The organism is Lyngbya sp. CCY1209 (genome assembly GCF_035615495.1).
GTDB lineage: Bacteria > Cyanobacteriota > Cyanobacteriia > Cyanobacteriales > Microcoleaceae > Limnospira.
This window is the reverse complement of the sequence record NZ_JAJENU010000233.1, coordinates 1-17,576: the sequence shown is the minus strand read 5'-3', so window position 1 is coordinate 17,576 and position 17,576 is coordinate 1. Positions and strand designations below refer to the sequence as shown.

The window sequence follows — 17,576 nt, the reverse complement described above, 5'->3', positions numbered from 1 at the left end:
AAATCATCTGAAGATGATTGGGAAATTTGTACAGATCTGACTAGAAATTTGCCTCCTGGAGCCCCCCCTGCCTCCTGGAGCCCCCCCTGCCTCCCCTGCCTCCTCCGCCCCTGTGCCCCTCTACCTCCTCTGCCTCCTGGAGCCTCCCCTGCCTCCTGGAGCCCCCCCGTTAGATAGATATGACAAGGAAAACCGAGTAGCCCTATGAAAGCCGTTTTAATGACAGAAGCCGGCCCCGCCGATGTCCTGAAACTCGAAGAGGTTGCCGACCCGCAACTGCAAACGGAAACTCAGCTTTTGGTGCGACTGCACGCGGCCGGCATCAACCCCATCGACACGAAACTCCGCAGTCGGGGGACGTTTTATCCCGACCAGATGCCCGCCATTTTGGGCTGCGACGGGGCGGGGGTCGTGGAGGCGATCGGAGAAGAGGTCGAAAATTTTGCCGTCGGCGATGAGGTTTACTTCTTCGATGGCGGACTCGGGGAGGCGACCGGAAATTACGCCGAGTTGACGGTGGTGGACGAGAAGTTTGTCACCCACAAACCCACTTCATTCGGCTTTGCGGAGGCCGCGGCGGCGCCCCTGGTGTTGATTACGGCCTGGGAGTCGCTGTACGATCGCGGGCGGTTGCAGCCCGGACAGCAGGTGCTGATCCACGCCGGGGCGGGGGGTGTGGGTCATGTGGCGATCCAGTTGGCTAAATTGCAGGGGGCGGAGGTCGCCACCACGGTGGGCTCGCCCGAACACGCGGCGTTTGCGAAAGAATTGGGCGCCGACCTGACCATCAATTACAAAGAAGAAGATTTTGTGGAGGCGGTGCTGAATTGGACTCACGGCGAGGGGGTCGATTTGGCGTTCGATACGGTGGGGAAAGATACGTTTTTTCAGACGGTCTACGCCGTCCACAATTACGGCGATCTGGTGACGCTCTTGGAACCGGATTTGAGTTTGGGAAATCTGAAGGAAGCCCGGAAACGGAATCTGCGGATATCTCTGGAATTGATGTTGACTCCGGCCCTGCAAAATCGGGAGGACGATCGCCTCGATCAGACGAAAATCCTGCAACAATGTGCGCGGTTGATCGATGAAGGGAAGTTGAACGTTCACTTGAATCGAACCTTTCCCCTCGCCGAGGCGGCGGCGGCCCACGAGTTTTTGGAAGCCGGGGGAATGCAGGGGAAATTGGCGTTCGCGATCGTTGAAGAATAGGGCGATCGGCCGTTAAAATTGTCGGAGAATATACGCCAAAGCCGTACAAAATTCGGTATATTCTCCGTTATCCTTCAGTTCGGTAAATCCCGCAATTAATTTTTGTTTTTCTAATTCTTCTAATTCATCCAAACCTTCTGTAATTGCTTCGATCGCGCCCCGTCGCATCGCCCTGAGTTTGTCGATATTCAAACCGAGTTTCTCAATCGTTGTCTCGGCAGCTTCTTGTAATTTTGGATCGGAAGTCGGTCGGATTTCTCCCAATTCTGTATAGGTGAAATATCGTTCGCAGTTTTCTTCCAGAGGCGAAACCAGCAATTTGGGATCGTACCAGTCTTTTTTATAATGTCCGCAGTGAATCGGAAGCGGCGGGGGTTCCTCCCGTTCTCCCTGACAGGAAACCAACAGATTGTTGTAGTCAATCGCCAATTCTGGATAGTGCGTCCTGGGTTTCAAATGTTCGATATGACTGTCTTCGAGGAAAATCCGCCGCTGACAGTAACAGCAAATATATCCCTGTTCCCGCAACAAGCTGTCATGGAGTTGAGGTTTTTCCGGCGATCGCAAATCGTCCCAAGTCGGTTCCCAATCTTCATTCTCTTGGGATTTCCACTGCTGAAAACTGGCGGGCTCCCCTGATTTTTTAATGAATTTCATCGATTCAATATTTCTCGCCTCCGAATCGAGACATTGGCTTTGACTAACTCGGGTTCATCTTCCCCGATTTCCGCCGCAATTTCTTGCCGGAGTTCTTTGGCTTTCTCCAAATTACCGTCGTCGATTAATCGAAATAAATTTAGTAATTTTTCTTTGATTTCCAACGGACGGGCCGGAACTCCCATCAAATCTTCTAAAATCCGATTGCTATCTCGCCCGAATGAACTGTCCGGGTGCTTGACAATTGTGTTATCATCGACTTTTTCGAGAATATAAATACTGTTCGGCTGGACTTGACTGACGACTTGGGGGGAATGGGTGGTAATGATAAATTGACAGTTGGGAAACGTTTCAGTTAAAATCGGCAAAACTCGGCGTTGCCAGCCCGGATGCAAATGCTGTTCGATTTCATCAATTAAAACGACGGCACTTCCTTGGAGGGGATCGGATAGAGACGGTTGAGAAATAGCCAAGCGTCTCGCCAAATCTCCCGCCATTGCGAGCAAACTTTTTTCTCCATCCGACAGGCGATCGACGATTAATTCTCGATGATTTTTTCGGATCGTCATCCGCAATTGAGGTTTGCGTCGGACTCTCAATTCGTCAAATTCATCCCCTAAAATTGAATGAATGGCTTTGCGGACGGATTCGAGTTGGCGATCGCGATATTCACTGTCATCTATTCTATCTTCATTTTCCACATCTTCCAAAGCGCGAAACCACTTGAAAAAGTTCTCAAAACTGATTTGAATTCCGGTCAATGCTTGCTCATAAGCATCAACTTGGGTGGGTGTATAATTATCTTGAATTTCTAAAGAAATCTCCAAGACTCCCCGGTTGACCGGATAGTAAACGGCGAGGGGAATCGGGACTTCCGAATTATTTCTCAAAGAGTTGCGGATGCGATCGGCAGTTTTTTCTAAGTCGTTTCTCGTCTCTTCTTGTTGTTTTGATCGAGATCGTCTTCTTTCTGTATGAGGTTTGTAACCTTGTTCTAAATGCCAGGTGATACAATCATTATTTAGTCCAGTCGAAAAAACGATTTCACCGCCTGCTTTGTGGGATGCATCGTGATTGTCTTCGGGATAAAAATATAATCCTTCTGATAAATTTTTTTGAGTTCCTAAAGTTGTCGAAATGTATTTTTGATCTGGGTCGTATTGAATTCGGGCTAAGAACCAGGACAATAAAATTTTAATACATTCGAGAATGCTGGATTTTCCGACGCCGTTCACGCCGATGAAAACCGCCAGATTGCTGTCGTCAAACGTCAGCGTCAAGTCGCGAATTCCTCGGAATGCGGTAATTTTTAACTGCTTGACTCGCATCTGGCGATCCTCAACTAACAAGCTAGAAACTTCGGAACTACCGGAATGAAGTTCCAGCCGATCGCACCTGGGCGGAGTCGTTGGCCAGGTAAATGTGGCCGAGGGTTTGGCCGTTGTAGGTGCGTTTGGCGAACCGCCAACCGGGCTCCAAAAAGATTTTGTTGAAGCCGCCGGATAAACCGTAGGTGCGGCCGATGACGATGGGGGGGGCGTAGACGTCGGCCCGGGAGGTGGCGACCAAGAAAATCTCGCCATTCACTTCCTGAACGCTGAGGCTGTGAGAGAGGGCGAGATCTTCTCCGGCGATGCGGACGGAATAGCCGTTGCTGTCGGTGGCGCGGCCGCAGACGCCGGTAAAATCGAAGTTGACGAGGAGGGGATCGACCTCGACGGGGCGGGAGCCGCTTTCGCTCCAGCAGGGGCGGGTATCGGACACTTGTTCGACGATCACCAGGGAGTAACCGAAGGCGCGGGGAACTGCGATCGCGACAAATCGGTCTTGTTCGACTTCTTTTTGGCCGAATTGGACTGCGATCGCGCCGGGGACCGAGCTGAATGTGGAAACGGCGGCGGCCAAAGCGATGATGGCTTGTCGGAATGAGATCTTCATTATTAATCCTTACAGAGACTTCCGTTGCGATCCACCGGGTGGGCGGGGGGAGGAACCGGAGTCCTCAAAAATTTAGTGTACCAACTCCCGGCGGAGTCATTCTGCTTTCAACGTTTTTTGGCTGAAATACTGCAAACCCGTACTCCAGACCAAATACCCCCGTTCGTTTAGATGCAGGCCGTCGGTGCTGAGTTCCGGGCGCAGATTCCCGTATTTGTCCGTAAACAGCGGATGCAAATTCAGGAAATAGACACCTTCTTGTTCGGCGATCGCTTCGAGCTCTCGGTTCAATTTGCGAATTCGGCGGTTGGAAACTTCCAGGAGGCGATCGCGGCCCTCCCAACTGGCGTTTTTGCCGCTGTGGGGTAAAATCGACTGCACGACGATCTCGGTGTCGGGGTGGACCCAGCGCAGATCGCGGATGATTTCCCGAGCATTCGCCAATACCGTGGCGTCGTCGATCCCCCGCAACAGGTCATTGATGCCGATCATCACGAACACCGTCTCGGGCCGGGTGAGGTCGAAGACTTTCAGCCGTCGCAGCAAACCCGCCGACGTTTCCCCGGAAATGCCCTGGTTGAGCCACGCCCGGTCCGGGGGCAACAATTCCGGGGGAAACCACAAACTCAGGGAGTCCCCGGCCAAAATCGTCAGGCGATCGGGGGGGTTTTTGGCGGTGGCGAGGGCTTCCCGCTGCAACTGTTCCACCCAATCCTGATACGTCAATCGGTGGCGTCCCTCGACTTCGGAATCGTCGGTTTCGGGTTGCTCCTCAGTTTCCGGGGGTACGGTCTCTTCCGCCGGAGGGGCCGGGGCCGTTTCCGAGGCTCGGGCTTGGGAAGTCTCCGAAAAGGACTGTCCCCGCAGCAGCAGCAGGATGACGGTCAGAAAAAGTATCCCGTTGCTGGCCAAGGATAACAGTACCCAAGTTGGCGTATTTTTCAAGCGAATTAACACGGTCGTCCGATGCAACTGAGAAGGTAGTCCCTGTTATTCATGATAATCAGACTCGGGGGGAATTCATTGACAATTGATCGGGGTCAATTCTTGCCCACACCCGAATTGAGGGGGGACGGAGGCGAGAAAAGTCGGGGTGAGGGGCGATCGCGAATCTGAAGGACAAAAAAATCGCCCCCCACAGCATCCGGCGCGCGGGGAGACGATTTCAAATGAGAGGCGATCGGAAAATCGCGGGTCAGTAACTTCTGCTGATGCCACCCTCTCCGCTGGGGATGCCGGTTTCGCTGCCGCCGATGCTGGCTGGGCCGACTTCTTTGAGGAAACCGCTGTAGGCTTCCATGCCGTGTTCGGCGATGTCGAGACCTTCGTATTCCTGTTCGGGGTGAACTCGGATACCGACGGTCGCTTTGAGGGCTAACCAGAAAATGGTCGCCATCACGACGGTGAAGCCGCCGATGGAGAGGACGCCCAGGATTTGGGTGAAGAAGTTGGCAGTGCCGAAGATGCCGACGGCCAGGGTTCCCCAGACACCGCAGACCAAGTGGACGGAGGTGGCACCGACCGGGTCGTCGATTTTGATGCGATCGAAGAAGGAGACGGAGAAGACCACGATCACGCCGGCGATCGCCCCGATGATGAACGCACCCCAGAAGCTCACGTCGTCGCAACCGGCGGTGATGCCCACCAAACCGGCTAGAATGCCGTTGATGATCATGGACAGGTCCGGCTTGCCGTCTTTGACCCAGGAGGTGATGGTGGCGGTCACGCCGCCGGCGGAGGCCGCCAGGTTTGTGGTCAGGGCGATGTAGGGGACGGCGGTATCTGCAGCCAGTTGGGAACCGGGGTTGAAGCCGAACCAGCCGATCCACAGGATCAGGCATCCCAGGGTGGCGATGCTCATGTTGTGGCCGGGAATTGCCCTAGGTTCGCCTTCCGGGCCGTATTTGCCCATGCGGGGTCCGAGGAATGCCGCGCCCATGAGGGCGGCCCATCCGCCGACGGAGTGGACGACGCTCGATCCGGCGAAATCGTGGAAACCCAAACCGCCGAGCCAGCCGTTCCCCGACCAGACCCAGTGGCCGGTGATCGGGTAGGCAATGCCCACCAGCAACACGCTAAACAAGAGGAAGGCGATAAATTCGATCCGCTCCGCCACCGCCCCGGAGACGATGGTGGCGGCGGTGGCCGCGAAGGCGACTTGGAACAGGAAGAACACTTCCTTGGGCAGTCCGGCCGGGAAGGGGTCGAGCCCGTAGACACTCGAATCTCCGGAAAGGAAGAAACCGCCCCCACCGATGTAGGGGTTCTCGCCGCCGAACATGATGGAGAATCCGAAGGCCCAGTAGATCAAGGTCGCGATCGCGAAGACGATCAGGTTTTTTGACAAAATGTTGACCGCATTTTTGTGGCGGCAAAATCCGGTTTCCAACATCCCGAAACCGGCGTTCATGAAGATCACCAGAACGCTGGCGATCACGATCCAAATCGTGTTGAGAACCCCCTGGACGTATTCGGGTGTGAGGGGTTCTCCCTCTTCTTGAGCCACCGCCGCCAAACTCCACGCCACGATAATTAAGGCGGTCAGTGGAATGCAGGCGAGCAGGCTCGGAGACAGAAATTTCGGCCGTTTCCAAGGGAAACGATTCAATGAAGACCGAGGCGCAGATCCGCCCACCTCAGCAAATTGCCGATCACTTCTGGTCCTCGACTTTTGGCGTTTAAACATTTGCTCTAAGTTGTGAACTTGACATTAACGTGTGAGAGGCATCAAACGGAAAATGGGAGCCGTATTTTCGGGCAGATGCTCAACTGTTCTCCCAGTTTTGGGGTTGATTAACAGCAGTTCAATTTTGCTCGGGAATATGAAGTTCCCAAATTAACGCATCCATACTGCACTCAGTCAAGCCCAGACGGGCAACTTCATCATTTCACGATAAAAACTACAGATAAAGTACCGCCAGCGTCAAGGGACTTCGTTTTTTCTTTAGAGATGCCGAGCCAAAACTTGAAGCTATCAATTTTGTATATTTTATCGGTCTGATTTCTGTATCAGAGAATACAGCGGAGGAGCTGAGGACGTGGAAGGAGCGGAGGGAGAGGAGGGAGAGGAGGGAGCTCCTGGAGCGGGTGGAACATCCGCACCGCTTGGGAATCAATTCCCTTTTCTGATAGCCAAAATCATATTCAGATGATTGGGGAATTTGTACGGATCTGACGATCAATTTGCCTCCGGTCGCCTCCGGTCGCCTCCGGTCGCCTCCGTGCCCCCCTACTCTCCCATTCTTTCGAGATACTCCTGAACTCCGATCTGTTCGAGGCGTTGTTGTTTTTCGAGGACGGATTCCGTCAACTCCCGGCGGTAGGTTTGCACCCGTTCGAGGAGTTCGGGGCGGTGGGAGGCCAAAATTTGCACGGCGAGGAGTCCGGCGTTTTTGGCGTTGCCGATCGCCACGGTGGCCACGGGAATCCCCCCCGGCATCTGGACGATGGAGTGGAGGGAATCGACGCCCTGGAGGTGGCGGGTGGGGACGGGGACGCCGATCACGGGCAGGGGGGTGAGGGCGGCGACCATCCCGGGCAGGTGGGCGGCTCCCCCGGCCCCGGCGATAATGACGTTCAGACCCCGTTGGTGGGCGGTTTTGGCGTATTCCACCATCCGCTCCGGCGTGCGGTGGGCCGAGACGATCGCCACCTCGTGGGGGATCTCGAACTCTTGACAGACGGCGATCGCTGCTGACATGGTGGGTAAATCGGAATCGCTCCCCATGATGATGCCAATTTGGGGCGACGTCGGGTTGGGAGGGTTGGGTGTCGAGTTCAAAGCCAAAATCCTACAAAAATGATCGACAGTACGGAGCAACTTTGTGCCCCCATCGATTTTATCAACGCCCGGGTTCCGGGCTACTCGGGGTTGCAGACCATTCGGATTCGCGGGGGCCGGGTGGAGGCGATCGCCCCAGACCTCGATGCCTCCGCGACGGCTACGGACCTGGGGGGCGACCGGATTTCCCTCGGGGCGATCGACGTGCAAATTAACGGGGCCCTGGGGTTGGCGTTCCCGGAGTTGACCCCCAAGGATACGGACGTCTTGCAGGCCATCTGCGAATATTTGTGGAAGCAGGGCATCGACGGGTTTCTGCCGACGATCGTGACCACCGCCCCGGAGAAATTTCGCCGATCGCTCGAAACCCTGTCCCGATTTCACCCCGACCCCTTCACCCCGGCGGCGGACATCCTCGGCGCCCACCTGGAGGGGCCGTTTCTCAATCCCCAAAAGCGCGGCGCCCACCCGGAAAATTATTTGTTGCCCCCGACGGCGGACAACCTGCAACGGATTTTGGGAGATCACGCCCCCCAGGTCAAGGTGATCACCCTGGCACCGGAACTCGACGGAGCCCATTCCCTGATCCCCGAGTTGCGGAATTTGGGAATGGTCGTCAGTCTCGGCCACTCCCAAGCCACCGCAGCCGAGGCGCGAAGGGCTTTTGACCTGGGGGCGACGATGGTGACGCACGCCTTCAACGCTATGCCCCCCCTGCACCACCGGGAACCGGGCCTGCTGGGGGCGGCGTTGTCGAATCCCGGGGTCTACTGCGGGACGATCGCCGACGGAGAACACGTCTGCCCCGCCATGCTGGATTTGCTGCTGCGGGGGGCGCGGGGGGAAGTTTTTGTGGTTAGTGACGCTTTGGCACCGCTGGGCCTGCCGGACGGGGTTTATCCCTGGGACGATCGCGAAATGACCGTCTCCCGGGGGACGGCCCGGTTGGCGGACGGCACCCTGGCCGGGACGACCGTTTCGGTACTGGCGGGGGCGGCAAATTTGGCGAAGTGGGGGTTGTGCGACCCGGAACGGGCGATCGCCCTGGCGACGGAGGTGCCCCGGCGGGCGATCGGGCTCTCGGGGGCGATCGTCGGCCAACCCGCGACGCGACTGCTGCGGTGGACGGTGCAGGGGCCGTCCCTGACCTGGCGCCGGCTTTCGGAACCGCCGCTTCCCGGAGCCGAATCGGGGAGTTTCTCGACCGTTTAAGATAAATAGGGAATCAATCGAAATGCCCGATCGCGAGGTCGGGAGACTGTCACTGTCGAATTTTCGGATCGAACATTATGGGTGAAGCCAAACGTCGGAAAGAAGCGCTCGGAGAACAATACGGAAAGGAAGAGTACATTCTTCCTTGGATACCGATCACCAAAAGCCAGAGCGAACAGTTCATGCAACTGACGACCCGGGGGGCTTGGATCGGGATCGGCTTTTTGGTGGTGTTTTGGTTGACCATTCGGATTGTCGGCCCCGCTTTCGGGTGGTGGACTGTGGAATGATTTGACGGTGGGGGCGGGGAAACTCGCCCCGGAACCCTCGGATATCCCTCGCCGGAGCAACTGATAGAAACATTGAGTTTTGTAAATATTAGTGATCTTTATGATAGAGACTCATCTCATGAGTGGGAAACCTCGATCTATCCGAGTGTTTATTGTCCGAAGCATCGACATTCAAGGGTTGGAGAGAATGGGCGCGGATGCCCCGTGGCAAGAGTCTGGGTCGATGGTCTGCCCAATTGCCCGGGAATGTTCGCTAGGATGATGATGATTTGGGTTAGTAACGGCTATACTGTGCCAACATCTAGACACCCGATCTGAGGATTGTGTTAAATTCTTAAAATAATCTGAAGATGGTGGTGACAGGAGGAAAATTATGTTTATCAGACTTGCAGAGCAACACCGAAGATTCGTTCAGGACTTGGTGATGAACCTCCAAGCCCTGGCGGTCGTACTGGAGAGGCGGGGATATCTCGCGTCTTGCTACACCTGCGGGGGGCAGATGAACAGCGCCTCATTTATGGTGAGTTTGGGCGAGAATCACCTGATCCGGTTCCTGGTGTCGGACTACGGGATCACCTGGACGGAGATGCGGGACGATCGCGAACTGATGAAGTTGGAAGGTGCCGAGGCGATCGCGCAATTGCAGGAACTCGCCAACCTGGTGAAATACGACATCCAACCCCCTGTCACCTTGCCCAAAGTGGTGCAGCGGGCCTGAGTCGCCCCCCAGACCGGCCCAAAGCTCCCACCGCCCACCCATTTTGTACCCTTCGGGTGCTAATCTGGATAATAGAGAGCATGGTGTTCATGATCTTTGGCAATCCCAGGCTGCTGCTCCTTCCCGCCGGAAAAGTGGCATTTGGGGTCAATTATTGTGGAAGTTTATGACAGAACTGGAAGCCCGGTGGCAACACCTGTATGTTGAAACTAATCAAATTCACCTTCATTCCGTGACCCAAGGAGAAGGTGAGTTAGTTGTTTTATTGCACGGTTTTCCGGAATTTTGGTACGCCTGGCGCTATCAAATTCCCGCCCTTTCCCGCTATTTTAAAGTGGTCGTCCCCGACCTGCGGGGTTACAACGACTCCGACAAGCCGGAAGGCGGTTACGACCTCGACACCCTCAGCGAGGACATCCGGGGCCTGATCCGGCGGTTGGGATATGCCAAGGCGCACATCGTTGGCCACGACTGGGGCGGCACGATCGCCTGGAATTTGGCCCAGAAGTTCCCGGAATGCATCGATCGCCTCGCCATTTTGAACGCACCCCCCCCGCACCGCTTCGTCCAGGAACTGATGAGCAATTTGGATCAGATCCGTCGCAGTTGGTTCGTCTTCGCTTTCCAAGTTCCCGGCGTCCCGGAATGGCTGATTCAAAATAATCTCAAAGATTTTGTCCGGGGATTCCTGCGGGAACACGCCGTCCGCAAGGGGGCTTTCAGCGCCGAAGAGACGGACATTTATCAAGCCGCCCTGGAGAAACCGGGGGTGTTGCGATCGGCGATGAACTACTACCGCCAACTGTTGCAGCCCCAGGAATTGATTTCCGGCTGGATGCGTCCGGCCCCCATCGACGTCCCCACCCTGGTGCTGTGGGGCCGGGAAGATTCCTTCCTCAGCCACAAACTGGTGGACGGCCTCGATCGCCTGATCGCAGCCCCCTTCAAACTCCGCCTCGTCTCGGACTGTGGCCACTGGATACAGCAGGAAGTTCCCCAACTGGTGAATCGGGAACTGCTGACGTTTTTGAGAAGCTGAATCTTTTCGGCTTGTCCGGTTCCCCCCGATCTCCCCCCTTTCTCCCCCCTTTCAAAGGGGGGCTGGGGGGGATGGGGGTTGGGGGGGATGGGGGTTAGGGGGGCTTGAGATTTACTCCTCTTCGGTTTCGGCACTCCCGTTCACTTCCTCCGATTCCGCCTCTTCCACTTGGCCGACGGAGTTGGCGGAAACTACCGCACCTCCGGCTAGGGCGGTCATCACTTGCTCCTGTAACTTTTTGGCGAAGTCGGGGTTTTCTTCCATGTAGGCAAGGGTGCGATCGCGTCCCTGACCGATGTTGTCGCCGTTGTAGCTGTACCAGGACCCCTTGCGCTTGAGCACGCCCATCTCTTCGGCCAGGTCGAGCAGACAGCCGAGGGTGGAGATTCCCTGTCCGAAAACGATGTCAAATTCGGCGATTCGGAACGGCGGGGCGACCTTGTTCTTGGCGACTTTGACTTTGGCCCGAATTCCGTACTCGTCCGAACCCTTTTTGAGGGTCTGGGTGCGGCGGATGTCCAATCGCACCGAAGCGTAGAATTTCAGGGCATTTCCGCCGGTGGTGGTTTCCGGGTTGCCGTAGACGATGCCGATCTTTTGGCGCAACTGGTTCAGGAAAATCACGGTGCAGCCGGATTTGCCGATGTTTCCGGTAATTTTCCGCAACGCCTGACTCATCAACCGCGCCTGCAGTCCCATGTGGGAGTCTCCCATGTCCCCCTCGATTTCGGCCCGGGGCACCAGGGCGGCTACGGAGTCCACGACGACGATATCGACGGCGACGGACCGCACCAGTTGATCGACGACTTCCAGGGCCATCTCCCCCGTGTCCGGCTGGGACACCAGCAGGTTTTCGATATCGACTCCCACGGCCGCGGCGTAGGTGGGATCGAGGGCGTGTTCGGCATCGACGAAGGCCGCTATTCCTCCCGCCTTCTGAATTTCGGCGATCGCGTGCAGGGCCAGGGTGGTTTTACCCGAACTTTCCGGACCGTAGATTTCGATCACCCGGCCTTTGGGCAGACCGCCGCCGAGGGCCAAGTCCAGGGTCAGGGCTCCGCTGGAGATGGTTTCCACTTTCATGCGGGTGGAGTCGCCGAGGCGGACGATGGCTCCCTTGCCAAAACTCCGTTCGATTTGGTTGAGGACTGATTTTAAGGCTTTTTGCTTTTCGGAATTCTCGGTTTTTGTTGCCATTCGTTTTGAATCCTGGTGAGAGTACAGAGTGGGGGAGGGTGACGGCTGAAAATTGCTATATCTGGATATATTAGCAGTTCATCTCGCCGGATTTGTCGGGGTTGCGGGTTGAGAGATGTCGGATTGATTTCATGTTCGCGATCGCCGTCTATTTTCACTCGATGGCGGGGGACAGACCTCCCCGATTATAAACAAGGATTGATGTTTTCGTCAAGGGCGGGGGAGCCGGGGGGATTCGCGATCGCCCCGACCTTCCATTCTAGCGGGGAGGTCGGGAAAAGAGCGGTGCGATCGTTCGGTGGAGAAAAAAAATCGATACAATAACATTGATTATCCTCAATTCAATCTTCCCCAAATGCCTTCCCCCGTCGGACACGCGATCGCCGGATTAGCCGGATTTTTTTTGATTCGACCTCACTTCAAAAAACGGCAAAAATTGCCCCTGTTGGGATGGGCGGTTTTCGTCGCCAACAGCCCCGATTTGGATATGATACCGGGCTTGATTTTTGCGGGCGATCCCGCCATGTTTCACCGCCAAGCCACCCACAGCATCACCGCCGCGATCGTCGTCGTTCTTTTGACAGTCATCGGATTGAGACTGAATAAAATTTGCGATCGTAAAACTTGGGTAGTTTGGATAGCGTTCCTATATTTTAGCCATATTTTCCTCGATCTGCTCGTCACCGACACAATTCCCCCCGCCGGCGTTCAAGCCCTGTGGCCGTTCACCTCGGACTATTTTATCTCGCCGGTGACAATTTTTGCCGGCTTCGATTACAACAACCCAAATTTGAGTTTTTTGCGGACTATTTTTAGTTGGAATAATTTTTTCACCGTCCTGCGAGAAATTGCCATCCTCGCACCTGTTGCTTATCTCTGCAAGCGTGAATTGTAGTGGCAACCGGAGACGGTTGCCACTACCGATTTTCTATCCGATGTCTTCCCCACACCCCACACCCCGATTCGATGAAACTGAGAACAAATTTAAATTTGTAAAGAATTGATAATTTTTGTGACAGCAAAATTGCCGATTGTTGACAGTTGTTGATGGGGTGCAATTTCCGAAAAAATTACAGTAGAATACAAAAGACAGCCTCTCAGGGCAACACAGGTCAATTACGCGAGACATCGGTATGCAATATTACTTCACCGGCTTTATCGTCCTCTTCTTCTTAGTGTGCTACGGCTACAGTTACATGATCGTCAAGTTGGCGAAGCAACGCGGCGACCAATTTCTCCTGTACGGGATGCTGGGCGGCTTGTTCGGGTTCATGGCATTTTGTGCGGCGGCGGTTCCCTTCCTGCATTGGGTATTTGATTGATTTTTGGAGGGAAATTGGTGAGGCTGGCTGCGGTCGCACCGGGCTAACTTCGCTATCGGAGAATAATCAATCAGGGTTCGATAGAAATGCAAGTAATTTCAGTTTACCACAACAAAGGCGGTGTGGGCAAAACCACGATCGCCGTCAACTTGGCGGCATCCCTGCGAAAGGGGGGTAAAAAAGTGCTGCTGATCGATCTGGACTCCCAGGCAAACTCGACATTTGCCACGGGTTTGATGAAGTTTTTATTTGTCGAAGACGACGATTTGCGGGACAACAATGTTTATCACGTTTTGGAGTCCGGCGACTACAATTTTATCTCTGATATTGCCCGAAAATCTGACGGATTCAACCAGCCAGAAATTGACGTGATTCCCTCCCATATAAACCTGATCGAAGGGCAGTATAAGTTAAATCAAATTGGGGCCAGCAAAACTCGCCTCGTCACCAAACTGAAGCGGGTCGAAGGGGAATATGATATCGTCATCATCGATACGCCACCGTCGAGGGATATTTACGCGGAAATTGCCCTGATTGCTGCCGATGCCTTGCTGATTCCATCTGACTTGAAACCCTTTGCAAATCAGGGGTTGCAAATCGTCCTCGAATTTATCAGCCAAATCAATGAGTTTCGGGAACTGATCGGGAAGGGAGAATTGCAGCTTTTGGGGGTTGTCCCCTCGAAAATTTCGACCAATGCCCGATTTTTGAAATACGCATTCCCGAAACAAAAAGATGCGATCGTCAGTCGATATGACTTGCCATTGACGGAGAGTATTATTTTTGAACGGGCGGTCTTATCCCAATGCACCAGCAACACGATTCCGATGGGGGACTTGGAGATTCCCGAACCCAAATCCGTGCTGGAATTTTCCCCCGATTCTCAATCGGTCGGAGAATTTGAAGGTTTGACGGAAGAGATTTTAGAAAAAATGGGTAGGATGCAATGATTTCATTTTCTTTAGTTGACGTTAAAAACATCCATTCAAATGTTCCCAGATCCGAATTTGATGAATCGGAGTTGGATCGAATTGCTGATGCGATTTTAGAATGTGGGGGAATTGTAAAACCTCCGATTCTTAAACTGCAAGATTTGGACAAATACGAAGTGATTTCGGGACACTTGGAATATTATGCTGCCGTCCGAGTCAAAGAAAAAGATCCCCGGAAAGGGGAAATGGTGAATGCGTTCGTGATCGCGGCAAAACGAGAAGCGAACGTATTGGAACAAGTGCGATTATTAAAACGCATGGGGGGCGATCGCACGCCGGCAACGACACCCCCAACGACCGCTTCCGACGAGGGAGAAAGATTGACTAATCTAGAAATTCGACTCGAACGATCTATCAATCAAATCAACCGAGATCTGAAAACCTATCAAGAGGAAACCGACCGGCGAATCAAGGGTTTGGAGTCCCGACAAAAAGAGGCAGTCAATCCCCTCGATTTACTCAATCGTCTGAGTCCGGAGGATCTGTGTGTCCGCCTGAAGCGATCGCACATTTCTGGTTCGGAAAAATTGGCGAAAGCCATCGTCGATGCCAGGACAAAAAAGGGTCAATTTGAAGATTATCAAGACGCGATCGCAAAGGTCAAGGGTTTAGCCGAAAAAACGATGATTAGAATGATCGATTCTTGGTCGAGATCAATGACATGAAATTCCAATTTAAACCCTACTCTCGACCCTTCAAGCAACCTTTGAAAACCCATCACGGACTTTGGGACGTGCGGGAAGGAATGATTATCCAATTGACCGGGGAGGATGGTAAAATGGGACGGGGTGAAATTTCACCCCTGAGTTGGTTCGGTTCCGAAACCTTGTCGGATGTTCGGAAGTTTTGCGAAAGCCTCCCTTTTGAAATCACCGAAAATATTATTTTTTCCATTCCTTCAAACCTCCCCGCCTGCCAGTTTGGCTTCGAGTCCGCCTGGGAGGATTTGCGGGGAAATGGTCGCGAAGTCTCCCACCTAAAAAATAGCGGACTGCTGCCGGCGGGGAAAGCTGCCTTATCGGCTTGGCGGGAGTTGGTGGCGGCGGGATATCAAACTTTAAAGTGGAAAATCGGGGTCGATCGCATTGAACACGAATTAAATTTATTTGAAGAATTAGTCGGCGAGATGGCGACGACCGAAGGGTTATTTCTGCGACTCGACGCGAACGGCGGGTTGACAGTTTCGGAAGCCGATCGCTGGCTGCAAGTTTGTGATAAAATTTCTGACCAGATTCCGAATTTGACCGTCGAGTTTTTGGAACAACCCCTGCCGGTTGACGAATTCGACGGGATGTTGGAATTGAGCGATCGCCATTCCACTCCCCTGGCGTTGGATGAATCCGTCGCCACCCTCCCCCAGATGCGGGACTGTTATCGAAACGGATGGCGGGGAATTTTCGTCATCAAACCGGCGATCGCGGGTTCTCCCCGACAGTTGCGAAACTTCTGTCAAACCTACGCCATCGACGCGGTATTTTCCTCCGTATTTGAAACGGAAATCGGACGCCAGGCGGCATTGCAATTGGCGGCGGAATTATCGAGGAGCGATCGGGCCGTGGGGTTCGGTGTCGGACATTGGTTTTCGTCGGATTAAAAGGTTCATTTTTAAGCTACAGATACTGATGAGATGAACGATCAAGCATCTACCTATTTAGAACGGCTAAAAATTCCGTTATCCAATCATTGGCTGATCGCCAAGAGTGGCGATCGCTTCCAATCGATCGCCGACCGCCGCCTGACCGAATTTAAAGACTATCATCACCGGACGGGAACCCCCGCCAATATTCTCCTCGCCGAACCCGAACCCGTGGCATTTCTCGCCACTTTTATCGCCGCAGTCATTTCCGAATCTCCGGTTATTTTGGGGAATCCAAATTGGGCGATCGCGGAATGGCAACAAGTCTTAAACCGCATCAAACCCGATCTGAAATTTGGCAATATTCCCGATATTTTAGATACAAATAACAGCCGATCACATCTTCCCCCATCCTCCATTTTAATTCCCACCGGCGGAACCTCTGGAACCGTGAAATTTGCCGTCCACACCTGGGAAACCCTCGCCGCCTCCGCCGACGGATTTCGGCAGTATTTCGAGCGATCGCAAATCGACTCATTTTGTGTGTTACCCTTATTTCATGTCGGCGGTTTGATGCAATTCGTGCGATCGCTGACAAGTGACGGACGGTTCGTTCTTTTTCCTTGGCGATCGCTGGCGGATGGAAACTATCCCGATCTCGATATTTCCGATTTCTTTATCTCCCTGGTTCCCACCCAACTCCACCGCCTTTTGCAACATCCAAAAACCGCCAATTGGCTATCAAAATTTGCAACCGTTTTGTTGGGTGGAAGTCCCCCCTGGCCGGAATTGCTGAATCAAACGCGATCGCATCAAATCCGACTCTCTCCCACCTACGGAATGACCGAAACCGCCTCGGGAGTCGTCACCCTCAAACCCGAAGAATTTCTCGCCGGCAACAATACCACGGGTCGAACTCTTCCCCACGCCAAAGTTATCATATTAGATGATAGCGAAAAGCCATTAAAATCCCATCAAAATGGCAGAATTTCCATTCAATCTAAATCCTTAACCCGGGGTTACGATACGGACATCGACACCGAACAAATCACCCAATTAATAACCGACGATTTGGGATATTTCGACGATCGCGGATATTTAACTATCGTCGGACGGCGGGGAGATACAATTATCACGGGAGGCGAAAACGTATTTCCCGCCGAAGTGGAAGCCGCGATTTTGGCGACGGGACTGGTGGCGGACGTTTGCGTGGCGGGAAAACGCGATCGCGACTGGGGAGAAGTCGTGACGGCGGTTTACGTTCCCCAAAACCGGGCGGTATCCGTGGAAATGTTAAAAAATGCGATCGGCGATCGCCTCAGCCGTTACAAACACCCCAAACAGTGGATTGCCCTCAAACAGTTGCCCCGCAACGATCGCGGCAAAATTAACCGAAAATTGTTGATGGAACAAATCGTAACTTGCCAATCGCAAAAAATTGAGCCAAACTGAAATTAAGGCAATGTTCAAGTCCGTGAGATACACGGATTAACTTCCAGTCCCCGTTAAAGTCAAAGCGAAGCATCCTCTGGCTCCCCCTTATCTCCCTCCTTACTCCCCCCTTACTCCCCCCAATTCTCCCCCCAATTCTCCCCCCTTTCAAAGGGGGGCTGGGGGGGATGGGGGCTGGGGGGGATGGGGG

The 17,576-nt window shown here is 53.8% G+C and carries 18 protein-coding genes; 11 read left to right on the top strand and 7 right to left on the bottom strand.

Annotated features, from left to right (window positions below; genetic code table 11):
• Window positions 1-204: 204 nt before the first annotated feature.
• The gene (locus LKE08_RS05530; protein ID WP_324703201.1) at window positions 205-1,212 is read left to right on the top strand and encodes a zinc-dependent alcohol dehydrogenase family protein; all 1,008 of its coding nucleotides are present in this window, start codon (window positions 205-207) and stop codon (window positions 1,210-1,212) included.
• Between the two features lie 12 nt (window positions 1,213-1,224).
• Here the strand turns inward: LKE08_RS05530 and LKE08_RS05525 are convergent, their stop codons facing one another.
• From LKE08_RS05525 to purE, 6 genes are all read right to left on the bottom strand, one after another.
• Entirely contained in the window at window positions 1,225-1,869 is a 645-nt protein-coding gene (locus tag LKE08_RS05525) for a retron system putative HNH endonuclease (protein ID WP_324703200.1), read from the bottom strand.
• The gene (locus LKE08_RS05520; protein ID WP_324703199.1) at window positions 1,866-3,197 is read right to left on the bottom strand and encodes an AAA family ATPase; all 1,332 of its coding nucleotides are present in this window, start codon (window positions 3,195-3,197) and stop codon (window positions 1,866-1,868) included. The genes LKE08_RS05525 and LKE08_RS05520 overlap by 4 nt, the downstream gene beginning before the upstream one ends.
• A gap of 37 nt (window positions 3,198-3,234) precedes the next feature.
• Complete coding sequence (locus LKE08_RS05515; protein ID WP_324703198.1) at window positions 3,235-3,807, bottom strand: DUF3747 domain-containing protein; 573 nt, start codon at window positions 3,805-3,807, stop codon at window positions 3,235-3,237.
• A gap of 96 nt (window positions 3,808-3,903) precedes the next feature.
• The gene (locus LKE08_RS05510) at window positions 3,904-4,764 is read right to left on the bottom strand and encodes an SGNH/GDSL hydrolase family protein (protein ID WP_324703197.1); all 861 of its coding nucleotides are present in this window, start codon (window positions 4,762-4,764) and stop codon (window positions 3,904-3,906) included.
• Between the two features lie 238 nt (window positions 4,765-5,002).
• Window positions 5,003-6,493, bottom strand: coding sequence for an ammonium transporter (locus LKE08_RS05505; RefSeq protein WP_324703196.1), 1,491 nt, complete (start codon window positions 6,491-6,493; stop codon window positions 5,003-5,005).
• A gap of 543 nt (window positions 6,494-7,036) precedes the next feature.
• Window positions 7,037-7,588 carry a 5-(carboxyamino)imidazole ribonucleotide mutase gene (gene purE / locus LKE08_RS05500; protein WP_324703195.1) on the bottom strand — a complete coding sequence of 184 codons (552 nt, stop codon included), beginning with the start codon at window positions 7,586-7,588 and terminating at the stop codon, window positions 7,037-7,039.
• Between the two features lie 18 nt (window positions 7,589-7,606).
• On the opposite strand from purE, the gene nagA reads away from it, so the two are divergent.
• From nagA to LKE08_RS05480, 4 genes are all read left to right on the top strand, one after another.
• Window positions 7,607-8,800 carry an N-acetylglucosamine-6-phosphate deacetylase gene (gene nagA, locus LKE08_RS05495; protein WP_324703194.1) on the top strand — a complete coding sequence of 398 codons (1,194 nt, stop codon included), beginning with the start codon at window positions 7,607-7,609 and terminating at the stop codon, window positions 8,798-8,800.
• 77 nt (window positions 8,801-8,877) lie between these two features.
• Window positions 8,878-9,090 carry a DUF2839 domain-containing protein gene (locus tag LKE08_RS05490; RefSeq protein ID WP_324703193.1) on the top strand — a complete coding sequence of 71 codons (213 nt, stop codon included), beginning with the start codon at window positions 8,878-8,880 and terminating at the stop codon, window positions 9,088-9,090.
• A gap of 373 nt (window positions 9,091-9,463) precedes the next feature.
• Window positions 9,464-9,808, top strand: a complete 345-nt coding sequence (locus LKE08_RS05485) for a DUF1815 family protein (protein ID WP_324703192.1) — start codon at window positions 9,464-9,466, stop codon at window positions 9,806-9,808.
• A 166-nt stretch (window positions 9,809-9,974) separates the two neighbouring features.
• Window positions 9,975-10,847 carry an alpha/beta hydrolase gene (locus LKE08_RS05480; RefSeq protein ID WP_324703191.1) on the top strand — a complete coding sequence of 291 codons (873 nt, stop codon included), beginning with the start codon at window positions 9,975-9,977 and terminating at the stop codon, window positions 10,845-10,847.
• Between the two features lie 111 nt (window positions 10,848-10,958).
• On the opposite strand, the gene recA is transcribed toward LKE08_RS05480, so the two are convergent.
• Window positions 10,959-12,044 carry a recombinase RecA gene (gene recA, locus LKE08_RS05475; RefSeq protein WP_324703190.1) on the bottom strand — a complete coding sequence of 362 codons (1,086 nt, stop codon included), beginning with the start codon at window positions 12,042-12,044 and terminating at the stop codon, window positions 10,959-10,961.
• A gap of 355 nt (window positions 12,045-12,399) precedes the next feature.
• On the opposite strand from recA, the gene LKE08_RS05470 reads away from it, so the two are divergent.
• From LKE08_RS05470 to LKE08_RS05445, 6 genes are all read left to right on the top strand, one after another.
• Window positions 12,400-12,939, top strand: a complete 540-nt coding sequence (locus tag LKE08_RS05470) for a metal-dependent hydrolase (protein WP_324703189.1) — start codon at window positions 12,400-12,402, stop codon at window positions 12,937-12,939.
• 238 nt (window positions 12,940-13,177) lie between these two features.
• Window positions 13,178-13,366, top strand: coding sequence for a hypothetical protein (locus LKE08_RS05465; RefSeq protein ID WP_324703188.1), 189 nt, complete (start codon window positions 13,178-13,180; stop codon window positions 13,364-13,366).
• A gap of 86 nt (window positions 13,367-13,452) precedes the next feature.
• Window positions 13,453-14,316 (top strand): AAA family ATPase, encoded by an 864-nt coding sequence (locus tag LKE08_RS05460; protein ID WP_324703187.1) that lies wholly within the window; start codon window positions 13,453-13,455, stop codon window positions 14,314-14,316.
• 71 nt (window positions 14,317-14,387) lie between these two features.
• Window positions 14,388-15,023, top strand: a complete 636-nt coding sequence (locus LKE08_RS05455; RefSeq protein WP_324703186.1) for a hypothetical protein — start codon at window positions 14,388-14,390, stop codon at window positions 15,021-15,023.
• Window positions 15,020-15,952, top strand: a complete 933-nt coding sequence (locus LKE08_RS05450; RefSeq protein WP_324703185.1) for an o-succinylbenzoate synthase — start codon at window positions 15,020-15,022, stop codon at window positions 15,950-15,952. The genes LKE08_RS05455 and LKE08_RS05450 overlap by 4 nt, the downstream gene beginning before the upstream one ends.
• Before the next feature lie 33 nt (window positions 15,953-15,985).
• On the top strand, window positions 15,986-17,386 hold the full coding sequence (locus LKE08_RS05445; RefSeq protein WP_324703184.1) for a 2-succinylbenzoate--CoA ligase: 1,401 nt from the start codon (window positions 15,986-15,988) through the stop codon (window positions 17,384-17,386).
• Window positions 17,387-17,576: the final 190 nt, after the last annotated feature.

Excerpts from the sequence above, each read along its gene's own strand:
- LKE08_RS05530 (WP_324703201.1), top strand. The coding sequence starts at position 205 with ATGAAAGCCGTTTTAATGACAGAAGCCGGCCCCGCCGATGTCCTGAAA.
- LKE08_RS05525 (WP_324703200.1), bottom strand. The coding sequence starts at position 1,869 with ATGAAATTCATTAAAAAATCAGGGGAGCCCGCCAGTTTTCAGCAGTGG.
- LKE08_RS05520 (WP_324703199.1), bottom strand. The coding sequence starts at position 3,197 with ATGCGAGTCAAGCAGTTAAAAATTACCGCATTCCGAGGAATTCGCGAC.
- LKE08_RS05515 (WP_324703198.1), bottom strand. The coding sequence starts at position 3,807 with ATGAAGATCTCATTCCGACAAGCCATCATCGCTTTGGCCGCCGCCGTT.
- LKE08_RS05505 (WP_324703196.1), bottom strand. The coding sequence starts at position 6,493 with ATGTTTAAACGCCAAAAGTCGAGGACCAGAAGTGATCGGCAATTTGCT.
- nagA (WP_324703194.1), top strand. The coding sequence starts at position 7,607 with ATGATCGACAGTACGGAGCAACTTTGTGCCCCCATCGATTTTATCAAC.
- LKE08_RS05490 (WP_324703193.1), top strand. The coding sequence starts at position 8,878 with ATGGGTGAAGCCAAACGTCGGAAAGAAGCGCTCGGAGAACAATACGGA.
- LKE08_RS05485 (WP_324703192.1), top strand. The coding sequence starts at position 9,464 with ATGTTTATCAGACTTGCAGAGCAACACCGAAGATTCGTTCAGGACTTG.
- LKE08_RS05480 (WP_324703191.1), top strand. The coding sequence starts at position 9,975 with ATGACAGAACTGGAAGCCCGGTGGCAACACCTGTATGTTGAAACTAAT.
- recA (WP_324703190.1), bottom strand. The coding sequence starts at position 12,044 with ATGGCAACAAAAACCGAGAATTCCGAAAAGCAAAAAGCCTTAAAATCA.
- LKE08_RS05470 (WP_324703189.1), top strand. The coding sequence starts at position 12,400 with ATGCCTTCCCCCGTCGGACACGCGATCGCCGGATTAGCCGGATTTTTT.
- LKE08_RS05465 (WP_324703188.1), top strand. The coding sequence starts at position 13,178 with ATGCAATATTACTTCACCGGCTTTATCGTCCTCTTCTTCTTAGTGTGC.
- LKE08_RS05460 (WP_324703187.1), top strand. The coding sequence starts at position 13,453 with ATGCAAGTAATTTCAGTTTACCACAACAAAGGCGGTGTGGGCAAAACC.
- LKE08_RS05450 (WP_324703185.1), top strand. The coding sequence starts at position 15,020 with ATGAAATTCCAATTTAAACCCTACTCTCGACCCTTCAAGCAACCTTTG.
- LKE08_RS05445 (WP_324703184.1), top strand. The coding sequence starts at position 15,986 with ATGAACGATCAAGCATCTACCTATTTAGAACGGCTAAAAATTCCGTTA.